This window comes from Bacillus alkalisoli (assembly GCF_002797415.1).
Taxonomy (GTDB): Bacteria; Bacillota; Bacilli; order Bacillales; family Bacillaceae_I; genus Bacillus_CD; species Bacillus_CD alkalisoli.
On record NZ_KZ454944.1, the window covers coordinates 437,592 to 454,238 of the forward strand.

At 37.5% G+C, this 16,647-nt stretch carries 14 protein-coding genes; 6 read left to right on the forward strand and 8 right to left on the reverse strand.

Annotated elements, in window-relative coordinates:
* Positions 1–460: 460 nt before the first annotated feature.
* The 3 genes from CDZ89_RS02120 (at position 461) to CDZ89_RS02130 (ending at position 2,727) form a co-directional block, all read left to right on the forward strand.
* Positions 461–1,399 carry an MORN repeat-containing protein gene (locus CDZ89_RS02120; RefSeq protein WP_100333104.1) on the forward strand — a complete coding sequence of 313 codons (939 nt, stop codon included), beginning with the start codon at positions 461–463 and terminating at the stop codon, positions 1,397–1,399.
* Positions 1,400–1,544: 145 nt separating this feature from the next.
* A complete protein-coding gene (locus CDZ89_RS02125; protein ID WP_100333105.1) occupies positions 1,545–1,823 on the forward strand; it encodes an endonuclease NucS domain-containing protein in 279 nt (92 codons plus the stop codon).
* A complete protein-coding gene (locus CDZ89_RS02130) occupies positions 1,798–2,727 on the forward strand; it encodes a hypothetical protein (RefSeq protein ID WP_100333106.1) in 930 nt (309 codons plus the stop codon). The genes CDZ89_RS02125 and CDZ89_RS02130 overlap by 26 nt, the downstream gene beginning before the upstream one ends.
* 420 nt (positions 2,728–3,147) lie before the next feature.
* Here the strand turns inward: CDZ89_RS02130 and CDZ89_RS02135 are convergent, their stop codons facing one another.
* The 3 genes from CDZ89_RS02135 to CDZ89_RS02145 all read right to left on the reverse strand — a co-directional run bounded on the left by CDZ89_RS02135 (position 3,148) and on the right by CDZ89_RS02145 (position 6,026).
* Positions 3,148–3,735 (reverse strand): excalibur calcium-binding domain-containing protein, encoded by a 588-nt coding sequence (locus CDZ89_RS02135; protein ID WP_198508214.1) that lies wholly within the window; start codon positions 3,733–3,735, stop codon positions 3,148–3,150.
* Between the two features lie 562 nt (positions 3,736–4,297).
* Positions 4,298–5,527, reverse strand: a complete 1,230-nt coding sequence (locus CDZ89_RS02140) for an NAD(P)/FAD-dependent oxidoreductase (RefSeq protein ID WP_227521423.1) — start codon at positions 5,525–5,527, stop codon at positions 4,298–4,300.
* A gap of 118 nt (positions 5,528–5,645) precedes the next feature.
* On the reverse strand, positions 5,646–6,026 hold the full coding sequence (locus tag CDZ89_RS02145; protein WP_100333108.1) for a hypothetical protein: 381 nt from the start codon (positions 6,024–6,026) through the stop codon (positions 5,646–5,648).
* 162 nt (positions 6,027–6,188) lie between these two features.
* Here CDZ89_RS02145 and CDZ89_RS02150 point away from each other — a divergent pair, with 162 nt between their 5' ends.
* Positions 6,189–8,429, forward strand: coding sequence for a phospholipase D-like domain-containing protein (locus tag CDZ89_RS02150; RefSeq protein ID WP_100333109.1), 2,241 nt, complete (start codon positions 6,189–6,191; stop codon positions 8,427–8,429).
* A 260-nt stretch (positions 8,430–8,689) separates the two neighbouring features.
* Here CDZ89_RS02150 and CDZ89_RS02155 read toward each other — a convergent pair whose 3' ends face one another.
* The 3 genes from CDZ89_RS02155 to CDZ89_RS02165 all read right to left on the reverse strand — a co-directional run bounded on the left by CDZ89_RS02155 (position 8,690) and on the right by CDZ89_RS02165 (position 9,395).
* Positions 8,690–8,857 carry a YvrJ family protein gene (locus tag CDZ89_RS02155; protein WP_100333110.1) on the reverse strand — a complete coding sequence of 56 codons (168 nt, stop codon included), beginning with the start codon at positions 8,855–8,857 and terminating at the stop codon, positions 8,690–8,692.
* A gap of 83 nt (positions 8,858–8,940) precedes the next feature.
* Positions 8,941–9,156, reverse strand: coding sequence for a DUF2922 domain-containing protein (locus tag CDZ89_RS02160; protein WP_096156493.1), 216 nt, complete (start codon positions 9,154–9,156; stop codon positions 8,941–8,943).
* 17 nt (positions 9,157–9,173) lie between these two features.
* Positions 9,174–9,395 (reverse strand): DUF1659 domain-containing protein, encoded by a 222-nt coding sequence (locus CDZ89_RS02165; protein ID WP_096156494.1) that lies wholly within the window; start codon positions 9,393–9,395, stop codon positions 9,174–9,176.
* Positions 9,396–10,065: 670 nt separating this feature from the next.
* On the opposite strand from CDZ89_RS02165, the gene CDZ89_RS02175 reads away from it, so the two are divergent.
* A complete protein-coding gene (locus tag CDZ89_RS02175) occupies positions 10,066–13,713 on the forward strand; it encodes an immunoglobulin-like domain-containing protein (protein ID WP_100333111.1) in 3,648 nt (1,215 codons plus the stop codon).
* Positions 13,714–13,842: 129 nt separating this feature from the next.
* On the forward strand, positions 13,843–14,094 hold the full coding sequence (locus CDZ89_RS02180; RefSeq protein ID WP_100333112.1) for a hypothetical protein: 252 nt from the start codon (positions 13,843–13,845) through the stop codon (positions 14,092–14,094).
* 297 nt (positions 14,095–14,391) lie between these two features.
* Here the strand turns inward: CDZ89_RS02180 and CDZ89_RS20060 are convergent, their stop codons facing one another.
* Positions 14,392–14,556 carry a hypothetical protein gene (locus CDZ89_RS20060; protein ID WP_157842659.1) on the reverse strand — a complete coding sequence of 55 codons (165 nt, stop codon included), beginning with the start codon at positions 14,554–14,556 and terminating at the stop codon, positions 14,392–14,394.
* Between the two features lie 619 nt (positions 14,557–15,175).
* Positions 15,176–16,393, reverse strand: a complete 1,218-nt coding sequence (locus tag CDZ89_RS02190) for an IS110 family RNA-guided transposase (RefSeq protein WP_096155605.1) — start codon at positions 16,391–16,393, stop codon at positions 15,176–15,178.
* Between the last annotated feature and the right edge of the window lie 254 nt (positions 16,394–16,647).

Here is a 16,647-nt window from a genome sequence, read left to right on the forward strand (position 1 = left end):
TTTTTCACCAGAGATGACTACCCACGATGACAGGGTAGATGACCACCCTATTAAACTATAAAGAAACTATATTCACTCTGTGAGAATAAAACCTTATTACGAATAAAAGGAAGGATGGAATTATTCCCAATTTCACAGTGTTGTTTGTTTTATTAAGAGAGAAACGGGGACGGGGTTACATTTCTCCTTTTTCAAATGATAAATTTAACCCCGTTCCTGTTTATCATTTGAAAATATTACTCTAGCAAATGGAAAATATATCAATTCAAAAGGTATAATAGTCATATATACTTTTTTTTCTGTAGAGAGCTGGTGAAATGAATGGACTCGTCACACTTACATAGTTCTGTTTTTAATATTGACATGAAAAGAAAAGAGTTAGAGCGACAAGAGATGGTTCGTTTAGAGGTTATAGGTTGGTACTAGTAGACTTGTTTTAATAGAGATAGGAGAGTCAAGCATGAAATGTTATAAATGTAATGGTTCAGACAGTATGTTAAAAATAGTTTACTTAGATAAAAACAATAAAAAGCTAAGTGACAGGGAATTTTCTGCATATAGGATAATGCATCCTGAGTTAAAAGAGAGTTTTCAACAAGTTGCGATGTGTGGAATTTGTATGGACTCGGATGGAAATGGGAATCAAGTGCAATATAGTACCTTAGCTAGTAAACTAAATAAGAGAAAGAAAGTAAAAAAACATGAAAATTACTACGTATGTCCATTTTGTGATACGGCAAATGAACCGTTGAGAAATACGTGTAAGCAGTGTGACAGAATATTATTTAGTACCCAATATGAAACAAAGAGAATTAACGGTGTATCTGCTTTGAAAAGAAAGAAAGGTAGAAAGCTGTGGTATGTTTTTTCTCTACTCTTTGTTGCTACTGTATTGTATTATTTTTTACCTATGGGCGCTGACAAGCCGATGTTTTTACAGACTGATTTCTCTGAGAAAGTTTCAAGCAATGTAACCAAATTGACGGAAAGTAAATATACTTGGGCAGATGGCTCGAAATATGTTGGAAAATCGTTAAATGGAAAGCCGCATGGTGAAGGAAAGCTAGAGTGGGCAAACGGAGACGTTTATACAGGAGAGTTTTCATACGGAGAGATAACTGGCTATGGCACATACAAATCTGCAAATGGATCGATTCATGTAGGAAGCCGCGTAAATGGGAAGCCTAATGGAGAAGGAGAAATGAAATGGTCAAATGGAAATGAATATACCGGTGAATTTACAAATGGCGACATTACAGGTTATGGAACGTTCCGTTACTCAAACGGTAACACATATATTGGTACCCTTCATAAAGGTACACCACACGGAAACGGCATCCTCTATCAAGCAGATGGTGCGACGTTTGAAGGACAATGGGTGGATGGGAGGTTACAATAGGGAGTGATCGGGGGCCAGATTCCCGGTTCGAATACATAGGAATAAAGTCATGGTTGTAGAATATATGAGAGTCTTCTTTTCTGTTGGTGAATGAAATTAATTTATCAGAGTTAACGTTAAATTTTACATGAAAGGATGATTAGTTTTGCATATTTTAACGGAAAGAGAGATGGAAGATGTACTAGCATTGCATCCAGAGTTAATAGAAAAAGGGCTAACATTAATTAGTCGGCAAGCACAATTAGAAACTAGAAGGACGGATTTAACGTTTTCCGATAAAGAAGGGAAGCTTTTGTTAATTGAATTGAAAAAAAGGTGTTGTAAACAAGGACAATATTATTCAAATAAAAGACTATTTGAATCGTTTAACGTTGACCTTGGACAAAGATGTCAGAGGAATGCTGATAGGTCAGTATGTTCCTAGTGAGATAAAAGAATTATGTGAAAAGGAAACAATAGAGTGGAAGGAAGTAAATACGGAAGAAATATATAGTTTCTTGCAAAAAGAAAACAGAGGTTTATTTCAAGCGTTGTTTTTGGATGGGAAGTTATATAAACAAGCAGATTTAGTCCCAAAGTTAAGTTTTCAACAGTACTTAAATGAAACGTCCCCCTTTGGAGTGCCGTATACGTCCTACCAATTTTTTAAGCCTATAGATGCCAGTCCAGAGTTAAGTAATAACAAAGAAGATAATCAATTCGTTGCAGATTCCTTTATTCAACACATCAAGGACACACACGTCGATAGAGAATTATTTCATCGCAATATAACTATTGTTAGAGAAAAAGGCAAATCGCCGGAATGGAGAGTAAAGGGGAAAGGCAATGCGTGGCAAGGTTATGTCATAAGTTACCTACTTTCATATGAAAACATGAAAATTCCATGTGAAGTCTATTTAGGAACAATTGGGTATCGTGGTAACAGTAAGAGTACCTATGCAGACGAGCAATCTAGGTTTATCGAGGTTAGAGTTGGAACAGGAACAAAACAAGTGAAAACTCAATATGGTTTTCATAAATATTTAAGAACGAGCAAAAGGGGATTATATCCATTTTACGAGCTGAAATTTAACGCAGTTGGCACACCTAAAAAGCACTGGGAAGATATCTACCACACTCTCAATAAGTTTGGATATTACGTCCAGGATTCATTAGAAAAAAAGCCTTCTAAAATTTTATGGCTAGGAGAGATAAGCTTAAACGATAGTTTAATAGAGAAGAAAATAGGAGAACTTATTGAAGGTCTTTTCGCAGTAACAATTGTAAAAGCGCATTATAAAGGAGCGGAAAAGGGGATTGAGTTTAATTTCTTTGATTTGGAGTGTTAAATGAATTTTAGGTGCATTCAGCTTGTATCATGAAGTTAAACGGGGACGGGGTTCATTTCACATTTTGGAATGTGAAATGAACCCCGTCCCAATTTATCCCTAAATTCTTCAAATTTGAGACGGGAATAGTGGATTGTTTTTAGGATTGATACTAATTTGTATAGTCCTTATCTATTTATTGGATCAGATTCAATATAAGGAGATTAATAGAATGGACAAGGGGACAGCGTCCAAACATATTCGAGAAAATGCCAAAAACTTCAACTAATTCGCTTTAGTAGTTAATAATCTACATTCTTAAAAACCAATAATCTTTCAGAATAATGATTTTTAAGAAAACACAAATAATCCCATCTCAATATTTGAGATGGGATTATTCATAATTACATACTTTAGAAAGGTCTACTAAGTGATATTAAGCTATTTTTTTTCACAAGCAAAGTTATCTTTATCTCTATCCAATTTGGGCTGATAGGCTGGATGATCAGAAGATACCCCATTTGGATATTTTTTTCTTAGTTCAGTACAATTAGCAAAGAACTCTTTTTCTCCACTTGAAGTTGCAGCTGCTTTAGCCTCCGCGTCAGCCTTAGCTTTAGCCTCCGCGTCAGCCTTAGCTTTAGCTTCCGCGTCAGCCTTAGCTTTAGCTTCTGCATCAGCCTTAGCTTTAGCTTCTGCATCAGCCTTTGCTTTAGCCTCCGCGTCAGCCTTCGCTTTAGCTTCTGCATCAGCCTTTGCTTTAGCCTCCGCGTCAGCCTTCGCTTTAGCTTCTGCATCAGCCTTCGCTTTAGCTTCCGCGTCAGCCTTTGCTTTAGCTTCCGCATCGGCCTTTGCTTTAGCCTCAGCATCAACTTTTGCTTTGTCTTCCGCGTCAGTCTTCTCTTTAGCCTCGGAACTCTTTTCCTCAATCTTCTCCTCTGCTTTTGAGGTATTCGAACTTTCAGATGAACAAGCAACTAAACTAAAAATGAAAAATATAGCAAAAAAACCTACTATATACTTTTTCAATATAAAAACCCCCATTAAATTTTTCTATTATTTTATAACAATATCATATATTGTTAAATTTTTACTTATTTTAGAAAAATTTTTATATGGACACGGGGATAGGTTAAGTTTCAAAACATAAATAAGAAAATTCGAATGTATTAATAGTCGGCCCTATCATTAGATTGCCATGTCTATCAATCTAGTAATAGAGCAGTTTGAAAGCCACCGTAAAGACGAACTGTTTATTCTTATTTGTGAAATGTAAACTGTTGATTCTTCTAGTTCCATTCACTATCACTGATCTAGAACTGTCCCTACGACCAAAATTTATCCTATATTTTTGATTTGTATACTACATTACAGGGATGTGAAACAGGGACGGGGTTCATTTCTCATTCTTGGAATGTGAAATGAACCCCGTCCCCGTTTTACATGCATCAACAAGAAAGATATTTTTCCTATTACATTCCACTTAATAGGAATTTATAGTAAAATTAAACTATTAATTTGTCTAATAGGGAAAACGGGGACGGGGTTCGCTTTACATTTGTGCGAAATGTGAAGTGAACCCCGTCCCTATTTATCGTGCGATGGAAAATAACCGTGCAGCTGGATGAAAATCTTTTGTGATCAAGTCTTTGATGATGGTTGCACCTAGCATGCTGTAGACTGTTCCGTTTCCGCCGAAGCCTAGGCAATAATATTCGCCAAGGCGGTTTGGGTGTTCCCCGATATATGGGAAGCCATCGTGTGATTCTCCGAATGTGGCGCACCATGCATGCGAAAGTTTTGGTGAGAGTTCAGGAAAGTGCTCTTTGATTTTGTGAAGAATGCGCTCTCCTCTTTCCTCAATAATCCCCTCATTTAACGGTGCTTCAGCTTTATCTTCATCCAAGCCACCAGCCATGATTCTTCCGTCTTTTGTCGTTCTCATATAAAGATAAGGACGTCTTGTTTCCCAGATCATCCACTCTTTATACCACGTTTTTAAGGAAGGCAGCGGTTCAGTGACCATGGCATACGAACGGTTTAAGTCTGCTCCGAGCTGATGAGCGAGAAAGTCATTTTCATAACCGGTCGCAAAAATAATATAACGCGCTTCAATGGTGCCTTTTTCCGATTCGCATGTAAACCCATGAACGGTTTTGGTTTTATGGATAAGCGGGGTGTGTGCATATATTCTAACCCCTGCACTTGCCGCGTCTTTTAACAAAATCTGAACAAACTTATATGGATTCACATCTGCATCTCCACTTGTTACGAGAGCAGCTGGTTTGGAAAAAGGAAACCTTGAAGAGATATCGGATGCTTGTAGAAATTCAACAGGAAAATCATGCTTTTTTAATGCATCATATTCACGAACAAGTTTTGGGACGTCCCCACTTGAGCTGGCATAGTACAGGCTTTCTTTAGGTCGGAATTCCGCATCTTCTGAAAGCCCAGATGCGATCTTGCTTAAATCTTTCATCGCTTGCTGACAAAGTTGATAAAAATAAACGGCATCTTGTGTTCCTTTTTCTTCAATCAGTTCGTGAAGCATTTTGTCACTGGAAAATTGCAAAAGCCCTGTGTTAGCGGAAGTACTGCCTGACCCAGGATGTCTTCTATCCATTAACACAACATCTAAATCTGTTTCTTTGCTCAATACGTGAGCACATAGTGCACCAGCCATGCCACCGCCAACAATCAATACATCACAAGAAATATTCCCTTCCAATTCTGGATACTGAGTAATATTTGTATAAGTTTCAGGCCAGTATAACTGCCCATTATGTAATTTCATCTTTACTCCTCCTCGTCTTCCATTCATTCCCCTGAAATTCGTGAAAAAAACGCGTGTAAGGAATTAATTTTGAAGATGAAGTTAGTTAGGTGAGTTGAGGGGACAGACACTTTGGTGCATTAGTGAGTCGTGGGGTCTGTCCCCTTTACTCATGGGGTCTAAATCCTAAAGTGAATAATCTCTTTTTCATTTTTTCTTGTTCTGCAGGGGGGATTTTTAGTAGTGGTGCTAGTTCGAGTTTCTCCATTAATATTTCTGCTTCAAAGGCTTGGGCTTGCTTGTTTAGTTGTGCTAAGTTTTGAACTGCTTCACGCGTATTTTCTTTTTGCAGGTTGTTTCTTTCAGTGAGTAGTATTCTTGTTATTGTCTCAAAGTAATATTTTTCAATGCGTGATTTTTCTTCCATTATTTTAGTGATTTTAACTTGTTCAACATTTGATTGGATAATTAATTGTTTAAATTCTCTAAGTATATTGCCAAGCGCCATTTTTCTTTCTTTTCTTAGTTGGATGATTTTGTTCAGCATAAACACCAATTCCCTTCCAATTCATGTGTCATTTTACCTAAATGAACTCTAGACTTTTAGTTTATTTTTTTAAATTTACGTTATTTTTACAAAATTCTGCTAGATTCTACAATTCTTATTTAATACTCTTTAATTGTACCGAAATTTAAGGAGGTAAAACAAATGTTAAAAAGAAAAACGTTTTCCGTATTACTATCTATTTTTTTGTTAGTTTCAGTAATATTTCCAGCATATAGCTTTGAAGCTAATGCAAACGAGGGGCAGACCCTACTTATTACAGAAGTGTATTACGATACACACTTACCTTTTGAGCCAGAAGAATATGTGGCCATTACGAATACAGCATCAACGAGTATTGATTTGACTGGATGGCGTATTGGTGATGGGAATCACTTTGTTACGTTCCCAAATGGAACCATCATTCAAGCTGGTGAAACTTATTATATAGTTAGAGATGCTGATGCATTTATGGAACAAATGGTTGTGGATGTCATTCCTAATTTTGAGTATGGTGAAGATACAGTTTCTTCTATTCCACAAATGATTGGTACTGTTAGCCCACGATTTGCGAATAATGGAGATGAAGTTTTCCTATTTAATGGCGATGTATTAATCGATGTTGTTGTATATGGTAGTTCCTCCTACATAGGCGATGGGTGGAATAGTTCTCCTGTACCAGGTGTACGAGAAGGTGAAATACTTGTTAGAAATCAAGATGAAGTTACAGGTAAGTGGATAGACACGAACAGCGCTAGCGATTTTATTTCTTATAGAAGTTATAAAGCTGGGCAATCACGATTTGAAACACCAACTTTTGAATTTGAAGGAAGCGTTACGCCATATACCTCCCCAGATTCTAGTTTTGAAGTTTTATCCGAACTTCTTGATACTGCGGAATATACGATAGATCTGAATTTATACGAGTTTCATAGCCCTTATTTACTTGATAGAATAATAGATGCGATAGAGCGTGGAGTTGAAGTACGTGCTTTTTTTGAAGGTTCACCAGTAGGCGGACTTCAGGATGGATCTAAATATGTTTCCCAACAAATTGTACAAGCTGGTGGAGAAGTTCGGTATATTATTTTAGACCGAGATGATCAACGTTATAAGCGTTATCGTTGGAACCATGCAAAATACGCAGTAGTGGATCATAAAAAAATATTCGTTCAAAGTGAGAACTGGAAGAAGACAGGAGTCCCTGTAAATAATACATTTGGAAACCGTGGATGGGGTATCATTATTGAAAACCCTGATGTTACGGCACATTTCTTAACGGCATTTAACACAGATTGGAATTATCTGTATCGTGATAGCTTCCCATATACTCCAGGCCATGAGCGATATGGAGAACCTTCACCAGGATTTGTACCAGATATGGATATCCCAACAGGTAATTATCCAGCATTGTTCCCAAGGAAAGAAATTACAGGTTCTTTTAAAGTTACACCAATATTAGCACCTGACTCCACTTTCTTAATGGAAACTTCTATTATTGGGATGATTCGTTCAGCAAAAGATGTTTTATATGTTGACCAAATGTACTCACACAAGTATTGGGGAGATATGTATGGTTCGCCTGAAACTGATCCTAATGTGTATTTAGAGGAAGTAATTGATGCAGCTAGAAGAGGAGTTACTGTTAGAGTGTCGTTAGGTTCTTCTTGGTTAGATCCTTCTAATCCACGTGATAACATTCATACAGTGGAGTATATTAACACTATTGCAGCTTCCGAAGGGTTAGATATGGAGGCGAAATTATTAGATACTACAAGAACTGGCCTTGATAAAACACATAACAAAGGTGTTATTGCTGATAATAAAGTATTAATTTCAAGTATTAACTGGTCAGGAAACAGCCCTATGAATAACCGGGAAGCTGGTATTATTATAGAAAATGTAGAAGTTGCGCAATTCTATAAAGATGTCTTCCTATGGGACTATGAAGGCTCACTTTCTGGAAATGAAGAAATTATGAAAGAAAATTTCGAGACAGGTAGTAAAACTGCTTATGCAAAGGGCAACGTTCAACTTGGAAGTGGTGTTTGGGAGTTTGATAATGCAATCTTAGGTTCGTTAGATAGTGATAAAAAAGAAGGTGTTCGTGCAGCACGTATTCGTTCTGTAGGCTCCATTACTATGCTATACGATATTATCGGCGCTAAGTCTGTTTCCTTTTTACACGCAAACTTTGGATCAGACTCTGGAGCGGTATGGCAATTACAGAAATCTACAGATTTCGGTGATACATGGGTTAACGTTGGCGAACAAATGGAGAGTACAGCTACACTAGAATCTTACTCTGTCATAGTTGACGAAAATAAACCTGTTCGCTTCCGCATTACCGTGAATGGAAAAAGTGGCTCTCGAATCAATATTGATAATTTTAAAGTAAACTATTAAATTGGATATCATAAAATAATTGGGGACGGGGTTCATTTCTCATTTTTAGAATGCGTCGAGGGGCGTTGGATGCTTTTGCTTTGGGAGTTGTGGCTTGGAGCGGTAGGTTAGTTCTACAGGTAGGGCGCACGAGGGATTTATGATTGTATTCGCACCTCTGGGAGACGGACATTTACGAAAAAGTGTACTTTGACAGGTAATAGGAGATAGTGGTTAGCGGATAAATAGTTGATACAATAACTAACCGCTAACCACTTTTTTTATTTAATTTGCCTTTTCTGCATCACATCTAAAGAATTGGGTACGGATTGTTGGTGTTGTAGGGTAAAGATTATTTTGTCCAGTTTTTGTTCCATTCTCATTAGTAGGTAGAATGTGACCGCAACAGGAAATCCAACATCACTTATCCACGTCAACCATGGATCCATTGTGAGTTCCTCCTTTCTAGAAGATTAAATGTACGTTTGAAAAAAAGGCCTACAAAGTTGTAGACCTTTTCCTTGAAACAAGATTAAGAGATTGCTATAGTTTGTACGTTTCTCTCGACGATTCGAGCACTATGCTTGTCCACGAAGTCTCCACCAGTAGAAGAAAATACTCCGGCTTGGACGATGGCATCCATGGCAGTGGATAGTTCACCAGCTGTCATGTTTTCTCTCGGCTCATCAATCGTTAAGCGCGCGAGTTTCCCATCCTCGTTAACAAAAAACAATTCTAATACTTTCATTTTACATCCTCCTTAGATTATAGATTAATAAGTTGACTTGAATCATTGCGGACTATTTTGTCTAGTGAGTGAACTTGTAAGCCAATAATTGCTTGTGCAGCTTCATAAAGGCCACTGTGCTCCGCTTCCAATTTAATATTGTTGTAGTTTTTTGTTTTGTACAGCGGGTTCCCGTCAAAATCTACTCCAGTAAAATACACGATACGTAATTGAGAGTTTTCTTTGAATGCTTGCGTCATCTTTATCACCTCCTTTCACCATTATTGTAAAAAGAAAGGCGGAAAAAGTAGCATGGAAGTGCAAATTTTTTAAAAGTGTGAAGTGGGGACGGGGTTGGTTTCTCATTTTGAAGAAGCTAGTATCACTGTTTTACCACTTTATCATTAACTTTTCCGCTTTCAGACGATGATTATGGAGGAAGAAGGTACGGACTATGCTTAATAGTGTCTGTAGGATGTGTTTTCGGAGGAGGTATTTTTCTTTTATCGGCGGAAATCGGGTTGTAATCGGCGAAAATCAGGGATTTACCGGCGAAAATGGAAGATTAATCAGCGCAAATTCGGTATCAATCGGCGACAGAAATTTTTTATCGGCGAAAATAGTAAGTTATCGGCGAAATAGTAAGTTTATCAGCGAAGCTAAAAAACACCGAGGGGAAAGACCCGCGGTTCATAGCGGCGAATTCATTTTACTAAAATCAACAACAACAAAGATACGAAATTTGGTAGGTATCGTGGTCCTTGCACCCCGCAACCCGCAATAACCGAACGATTTTTATTAATTTTTTATTGAATGTTTGTAAATTTAGACAAAAAAGTACAAAATACTCAAAAATATGGTAAAATCATTAAGTATTTACGTAAAACACATTGACGTAAATTGATATTTACATATAAGGGAGGAAATGAAGTGTCTTTTTTTGAAGGATGTAAGAATAGGTTTATAGCAATTTTCTTATCTATTATTCTAGTATTTTCGCATTTTGGTACGATTGTTTCACCAATTTCGGTTTCTGCTGAGCAAACGGAATTAACAACGGTTGTTGAGTGGAATTTTAACCATGATCAGCCTATTGCAACAGGTGGAACGGAAAGCAATGCCACTCAAGAAATTACCTCGGCTGGTTCGACTATAACAGGATATGTTGTCGGCCATGGCAGTAATTCAAGAGCTATTAATTCTAATCGTTGGCATGTAGGAGAAGAAAAATACTGGATGATTAAGTTTAATACAGTTGGATATGAAAACTTAAGTCTTTCATCCAAGCAATATGGCTCCTCAACTGGACCAAGAGATTTTCAAGTTCAGTATAGTTTAGATGGTCAAGCATGGCAGAATATATCTGGTGGAGACCTTGAAATTGTAGGGGTTAACACTTGGAACTCAATAGACAACCTTTCATTACCTCAAGAAGCTAATAATCAAGAAACAGTTTATGTTAGATGGCTAAATACAAGCAATGTCTCTATTGGTGGTAACACTGTAGGTTCGACTGGAACGAACCGTATGGACGATATTGTTGTGACAAGTAGTACAGCACCTATTGAAGTACCTGGTGATGATGAAGATACAGAACCTAAAGTCCTGTCTATTTCTGAAGCTCGTGGAATGGGTGGACAAGAAGTAACGGTTACAGGAGTAGCTAATATAAGCCAAGGCTTATTAAATTCTTCTCAATTCTCTTTATATATCCAAGATGGCGATGCGGGCATACAGCTATTCAACTTTAATGCTCAAAATTTCCCAACTGTTGAAGAGGGAGACTTCGTTCAAGTTACTGGAAAAGTTGGAGAATTTAATAATGTCACTCAGATAGAAGTTTCTACAATAGAAATTCTGGAAAGCAATCATGCTGTTGTAGCAAAAAACATTGATCTTTCTGTTTATGCAGATGCAGCGTTAGCAGAATCTTATGAAGGCCAATTAGTAACGTTTGAAGGGTACATCAGAAATATTAATGATTATTTTAATGGTGGCTCTAGTATTTCTATTATTAATAATGACTTTGAATCGGTGGATATCCGCGTTTGGGAAAGCACGGGCATCGATCTTTCTAAATTAGAGAAAAATGCTTGGTATGAAATTACTGCTATTTCTAGCCAGTATGGAAATACCTATCAAGTACTACCAAGAAGTAGTGCGGATATCGTGAAATTAGCGGAACAAAAAGACGCACCAACTACTGCATATAGAGAGTTTGTAGCAAAAGTAGCTGCGGTGGTAGATGGAGATACGATTCGATTAACTACTCCAATTTTAGGTGCAACGAATGTGCGCTTTTTAAATATGGATACTGCAGAAACATACCATGCTATTCGTAACGAACTAGACCAGCACCAAATGGATCATGGAAAAAGAGCTGGTGAACACTTAAGAACGATGATTCAAGATGGCGATACGGTGACATTACGACTTGGAAGTGAGCCATTAGATGGTTATGGTCGTTTACTTGCAGAGGTTATTACAGAGGACGGGCTAAATACGAATCTACAAATGGTTCGAGATGGATTTGCACCTACTTATTTTATTTATCCGTTTGAAAATGATACCGTGGCAGAATATGCAGCGGCGTTAAAGTATGCAAGAGAAAACGAACTTGGTATTTGGAATCCAGAAGATCCACTTTTAGAAATGCCGTTCGTTTTCCGTGCGAGAGAACGTGGTAGTCAATTATCTCGTTTTGTTGGAAACTTTGAAACGAAAGAGTATGTAGCACCAGATCATTATGAGATTATTCCGCCTGAATATCGCGTGTTTTTTACGAAATCGCAAGCCAATAGTTTAGGCTATCAACCTCTTCAACTATCAGATGAAGAATCAATTGATATGGATAAAAATGCACTTGGTGTAGAATTCCAAGGAACAGATAACGCGGAGAATGTACTACAAGACGTAACCTTAATTACAACTGGTGCTTATGGATCTTCTATTTCATGGGAATCAAGTAATGTAGAAGTGATTTCTACTACAGGTATAGTCACGAACCCTAAATATGAGAGTGTAGAAGTTACCTTAACAGCTACCTTACAAAAAGGTGCTTTACAAGAGACGAAGAGCTTTACTGTTATTGTTAAACCAGCCATCTTTGAACTAGTAAGTTGGCATTTTAATGGTGAGAGCCCAGTAGCTACTGGTGGAATCGAAAGTAATGCTAGTCAAGAGATTCGTATAGTAGGTGCAACAGGAACTGGATATGTTGCAGGCCATGGAAGCTCATCAAGAGCAATCAACTCTAATGGTTGGCATAATACTGGTGAAGAGAAGTACTGGTTCATTGAATTTAGTACATTAGGGTATAAAAATGTAACACTTTCGTCCAAACAGTTTGGATCGAACACGGGTCCAAGAGATTTCGTCGTTCAATATAGCCTTGATGGGACAAATTGGACAGAAGTTGCAAATACAAATGTTACGGTTGGGAACAATTGGACATCTGGAGTGTTAAATAATATTTCTTTACCACAAGAAGTAGAAAATCAAGAAAACGTTTATGTTAGATGGTTAAACACATCGAATGTATCAATCAATTCAGGCATAGTTGGTTCTGGCGGAACAAACAGGATGGAAGATGTTGTTATTAGTGGGAATGAAGGATTATTTAATGGTGAACCAGTCGATGGTGAGGATCCGGTAGATGAACCAGTCGATACGCCAGAAGATCCGATAGTTGATAATGGCACTATTACAGTTAACCCAAATGTTAGTGAATTCGAAAACGGTGCTACCGTTGAAGTAAAGCTTAGCGATGGAGACATTACTTATGAGACTGTTAAAGTAACAGGAAGTACAATTAGGCAGCTTATCGAAAAAAATGCTCAATTAAACCTTGTAACAAATCATGTGAATGTAACTATTCCATTAACTATTTTTACTTCTCATCTAGATGAAGATGTAGAAATTACTGTTGAAGAATCAGAGGTAGAAGTACCTAACAAAGAGAATGCATTAAGTAAGGTGTATAGCTTTACGATTATGCAAGGCGACCAACGAATTTCAGAATTCGAAGAAGCGATCACTCTTTCATTTATTGTTACAGACATCAACCAAGTAACGAACACTTCTAATTTAGAAGTATATTATCTTAATGGACAAGTTTGGGAGTCTATTGGTGGAGAGTATTTAGAAGATAATGGTGTGCATTATGTTATTGCGCAAACAAAACATTTTAGTACATTCGCTATTTTTGAAACAGATGAAGAACAACCGATCGATGGAGAAGAACCTCCTGTCGGTGGAGAAGGTCCAGTCGATGGAGAAGAACCACCAGTTGACGGAGAAGAACCTTCAGTCGGTGGAGAAGAACCTTCAGTTGATGGAGAAGAACCAACTGTCGGTGGAGAAGAATCTTCAGTCGATGGAGGGGAAGAGCCAAATACTGAAGAAAGTACTGTCAACGAACAAGATACCAATTCAACAAACACAAAAGATAAAAATCAAGGTGAAAAACTACCAAACACTGCAACTACTTTGTATAACTTCCTATTGCTAGGAGCTGTACTACTACTAGTTGGTGGAGCAATGTTTCTTATATCGGCCAACAGACGAATGAATAACTAAAGAGTGCGTCGAGGGGATGATCCTTCGACGCATTTTCTGCATTTCGTGGTCTGTTTCATCAAAAATTGTCGCTTATCATTATCGATTTCCGCTTTCAGCCGAAGATTATTGGTGCGGAAGGTACATATTATGCGAAAAAGTGCCCGTTGGATGTGTTTAAGGGAGAAGTATTTTCCTTCTATCGGCGAAAATCGCCATTTAATCGGCGAAAATCCGGATTTTATCGGCGAAAATGGAGGGTTAATCGGCGAAAATGTGAATCCAATCGGCGGCAAAAGTTTTTTATCGGCGAAAATAGTAAGTTATCGGCGAAATAGTAAGTTTATCAGCGAAATGCGTCGAGGTGTTAGCCCCCTCGACTCATTCTTATTTTATCTCTAATATCCCTTCCCTTTTATAGTGTTCAAATAGTTCATTAAGGTGGTCATTCATTTTTTGATCCCAAGATTCTGTATCTTCTACATCTTCTGGTTCGCCGAACTTCTCGAAAATATATTGTTCTATGTAGCTGCAGCGGTATACGTTTTGTTTTCCCAAACTTCATATTATGCTTCAGGTGCTACACCTAATATGGATGCTTGAGTTTTATAGAACTCTTTGGGTTCAAGCTGTTCATATCGTTCTCTAGCGGTGGATTCTGGGTAAATAGCTTGCTTACTTTCTTCGATTGCATCTTCACTAATCGTGATTCCAGTATTTTTTGCTACTTGAATAAGAACTTTGTTTCAAATATCCAGTAATTTTATCTTCTGCGTTGCCTTCGAGCGAATATAACCAAAGTATGTCTTCTACTTTAATCTCTCTTCCATCAAGAACTGCAACTGTATCTTCTTTGTTATACATTTGATTTGTGCAAGCGATTAAAAAAACAATTTAGGTTCCTTTCCTATTACTATATTCGTAATGAAATATTCAACTGTTGACGGTTTTACGTTTTTAAGGAGCAAGCAAGGTCTGTCCCTGTTGCTACTTTGTTTAGGTAAAAAACAATTATTCTTAGTTGCAGTACATAGTATAGTAGAAATAAAGCTGTTAAAGTTACTACTTCCCAAGGAGGGATAACAACACTTGAAAATATTTTTACTGATATCTCAAATTATATATGCATTATGCTTATTTCCGTGGCTAATGGTATGGGGTATGTCTTTTATGGTATTTGATATGGGATTTCATTTCTGGAATTCGCTTTTCTTTTTGTTGATTAGTTTATTCCCAGTTTTGGTCGTCTTGTGCACCATCTTATCTTGGATCCTTCGCTCTAGCAGAAAAAGAACGGCCATCGCTATTAATTTGATTCCTTTCATTTGGATTTTGGGATTCATGACTTTTATGTTGGTTGTGTGAGCAGGAGGGTCTACCCTGAAAATAAATTCCGATAGAAAGCCATACTAAAGAAGAGGTCTTAAATCCTTTTTTTAAAAAAGGATGACCTTTAAATTAAAGTATAATATTAAAACCGAAATTAGGCTGGTAGTTCTGATATTTCTACAGAATAACCCAGCTTTTCAATTCTTTTAATGGCACGTTTGACTTCTTGATCTTTCTTGCGATTTAAATGGTAGTCTTCACCAAGATCTTGAAATGGCTTTTTAGTTATCAGAATATGATAAACAGCTATTAAAATACAGCGTCCTATAGCTACTGAAGCAATATTTCCGCCTCTACGAGCCTTAATCCTCCTGTACTTAGCTCCAAAAAAGTTTTTAGAACGACCAACAGTTTTAGCTGCTTCTACTAAAGCACTCCTTAGGTACTTATTTCCCTTACGTGTGCGCGCGCTTTTTTTTTTACCAGCACTTTCGTTTTCTCCAGGAACCATTCCAGCCCAGGAAGCTAAATGATTATCACTATTAAAGCGACTCATGTCCGTTCCAACTTCAGCTAGAATCTGTTCTGCAGTTCTCTTACCGATACCCGGAATTGACATAACCAAATTAATCTCTTCTGATGAAGGGCTAAGTCTTTCAGCCAATTCTTTATCGATAAACTCGATCTGTTTCTCCAAGTATTCGACATGGTCAAGTTGTCTAGCTAATAAAAATTGTTGATGAGTTCCAACTAGCCCCTTTAAAGCTTTTTGTAAAGCAGGAATCTTCTTTCTAAGTGCACCTAAAGACATTTCTGCCAATATTTCTGGATTCAAATTCCCTTCTATTAAAGCACGTAACATCTTTCTTCCAGAGACACCAAGAACATTTGAAGCAACAGACCCAAGCTTAATATTAGCACCTTCTAATACTTTTTGGATTCTATTAGATTCACGAGCAGTTTCTTCTATTAAACTTCTACGATATCTAACAAGCTCTCTTAATTCGCGCTGTTCTCTGTTAGGAATAAAACTACCATTAATCAGTCCATGTTGAAGTAATTGAGCAATCCATTGTGCATCACGAACATCGGACTTTCTTCCAGGTACATTCTTAATATGTTGAGCGTTAACAACTAGTGCTTCAATGTCTGAGACTTCGAGTAGGTTGTATATGGGCTTCCAATAAACTCCGGTGCTTTCCATCGCAACAATTGGACACTGGTTCTCTTGTATCCAATCAAGTAATTCTAAAAGATCATCTGTCATTGTACCAAAGGTACGAATCTCTTTCTTGCGCTTGATAATAATACAAGCTGTAATACTATTCTTGTGAACATCAAGTCCACATACACGGGGATGAATGACTTCCATAATAAATGCCTCCTTCGGCAATAAGTAGTGGTAGCCGAGCTTCAAGACTGTTCGTGCAATCTACCCTGCGTGCTCATGGCAACAATCCGTGGTGCACTAAGTCTATAAGACCCGTCTGTCCCTCGAGCTATTAGCATCACTGACACCCGGCCTTAACACTCGGCTATCTCTATCATCGCCACAAAGGAAACAAGGCAAATCAACCATTTTCATTTTGAGTGGTGAATTTTAAATTCATGTTGGTCTGTCCCTTT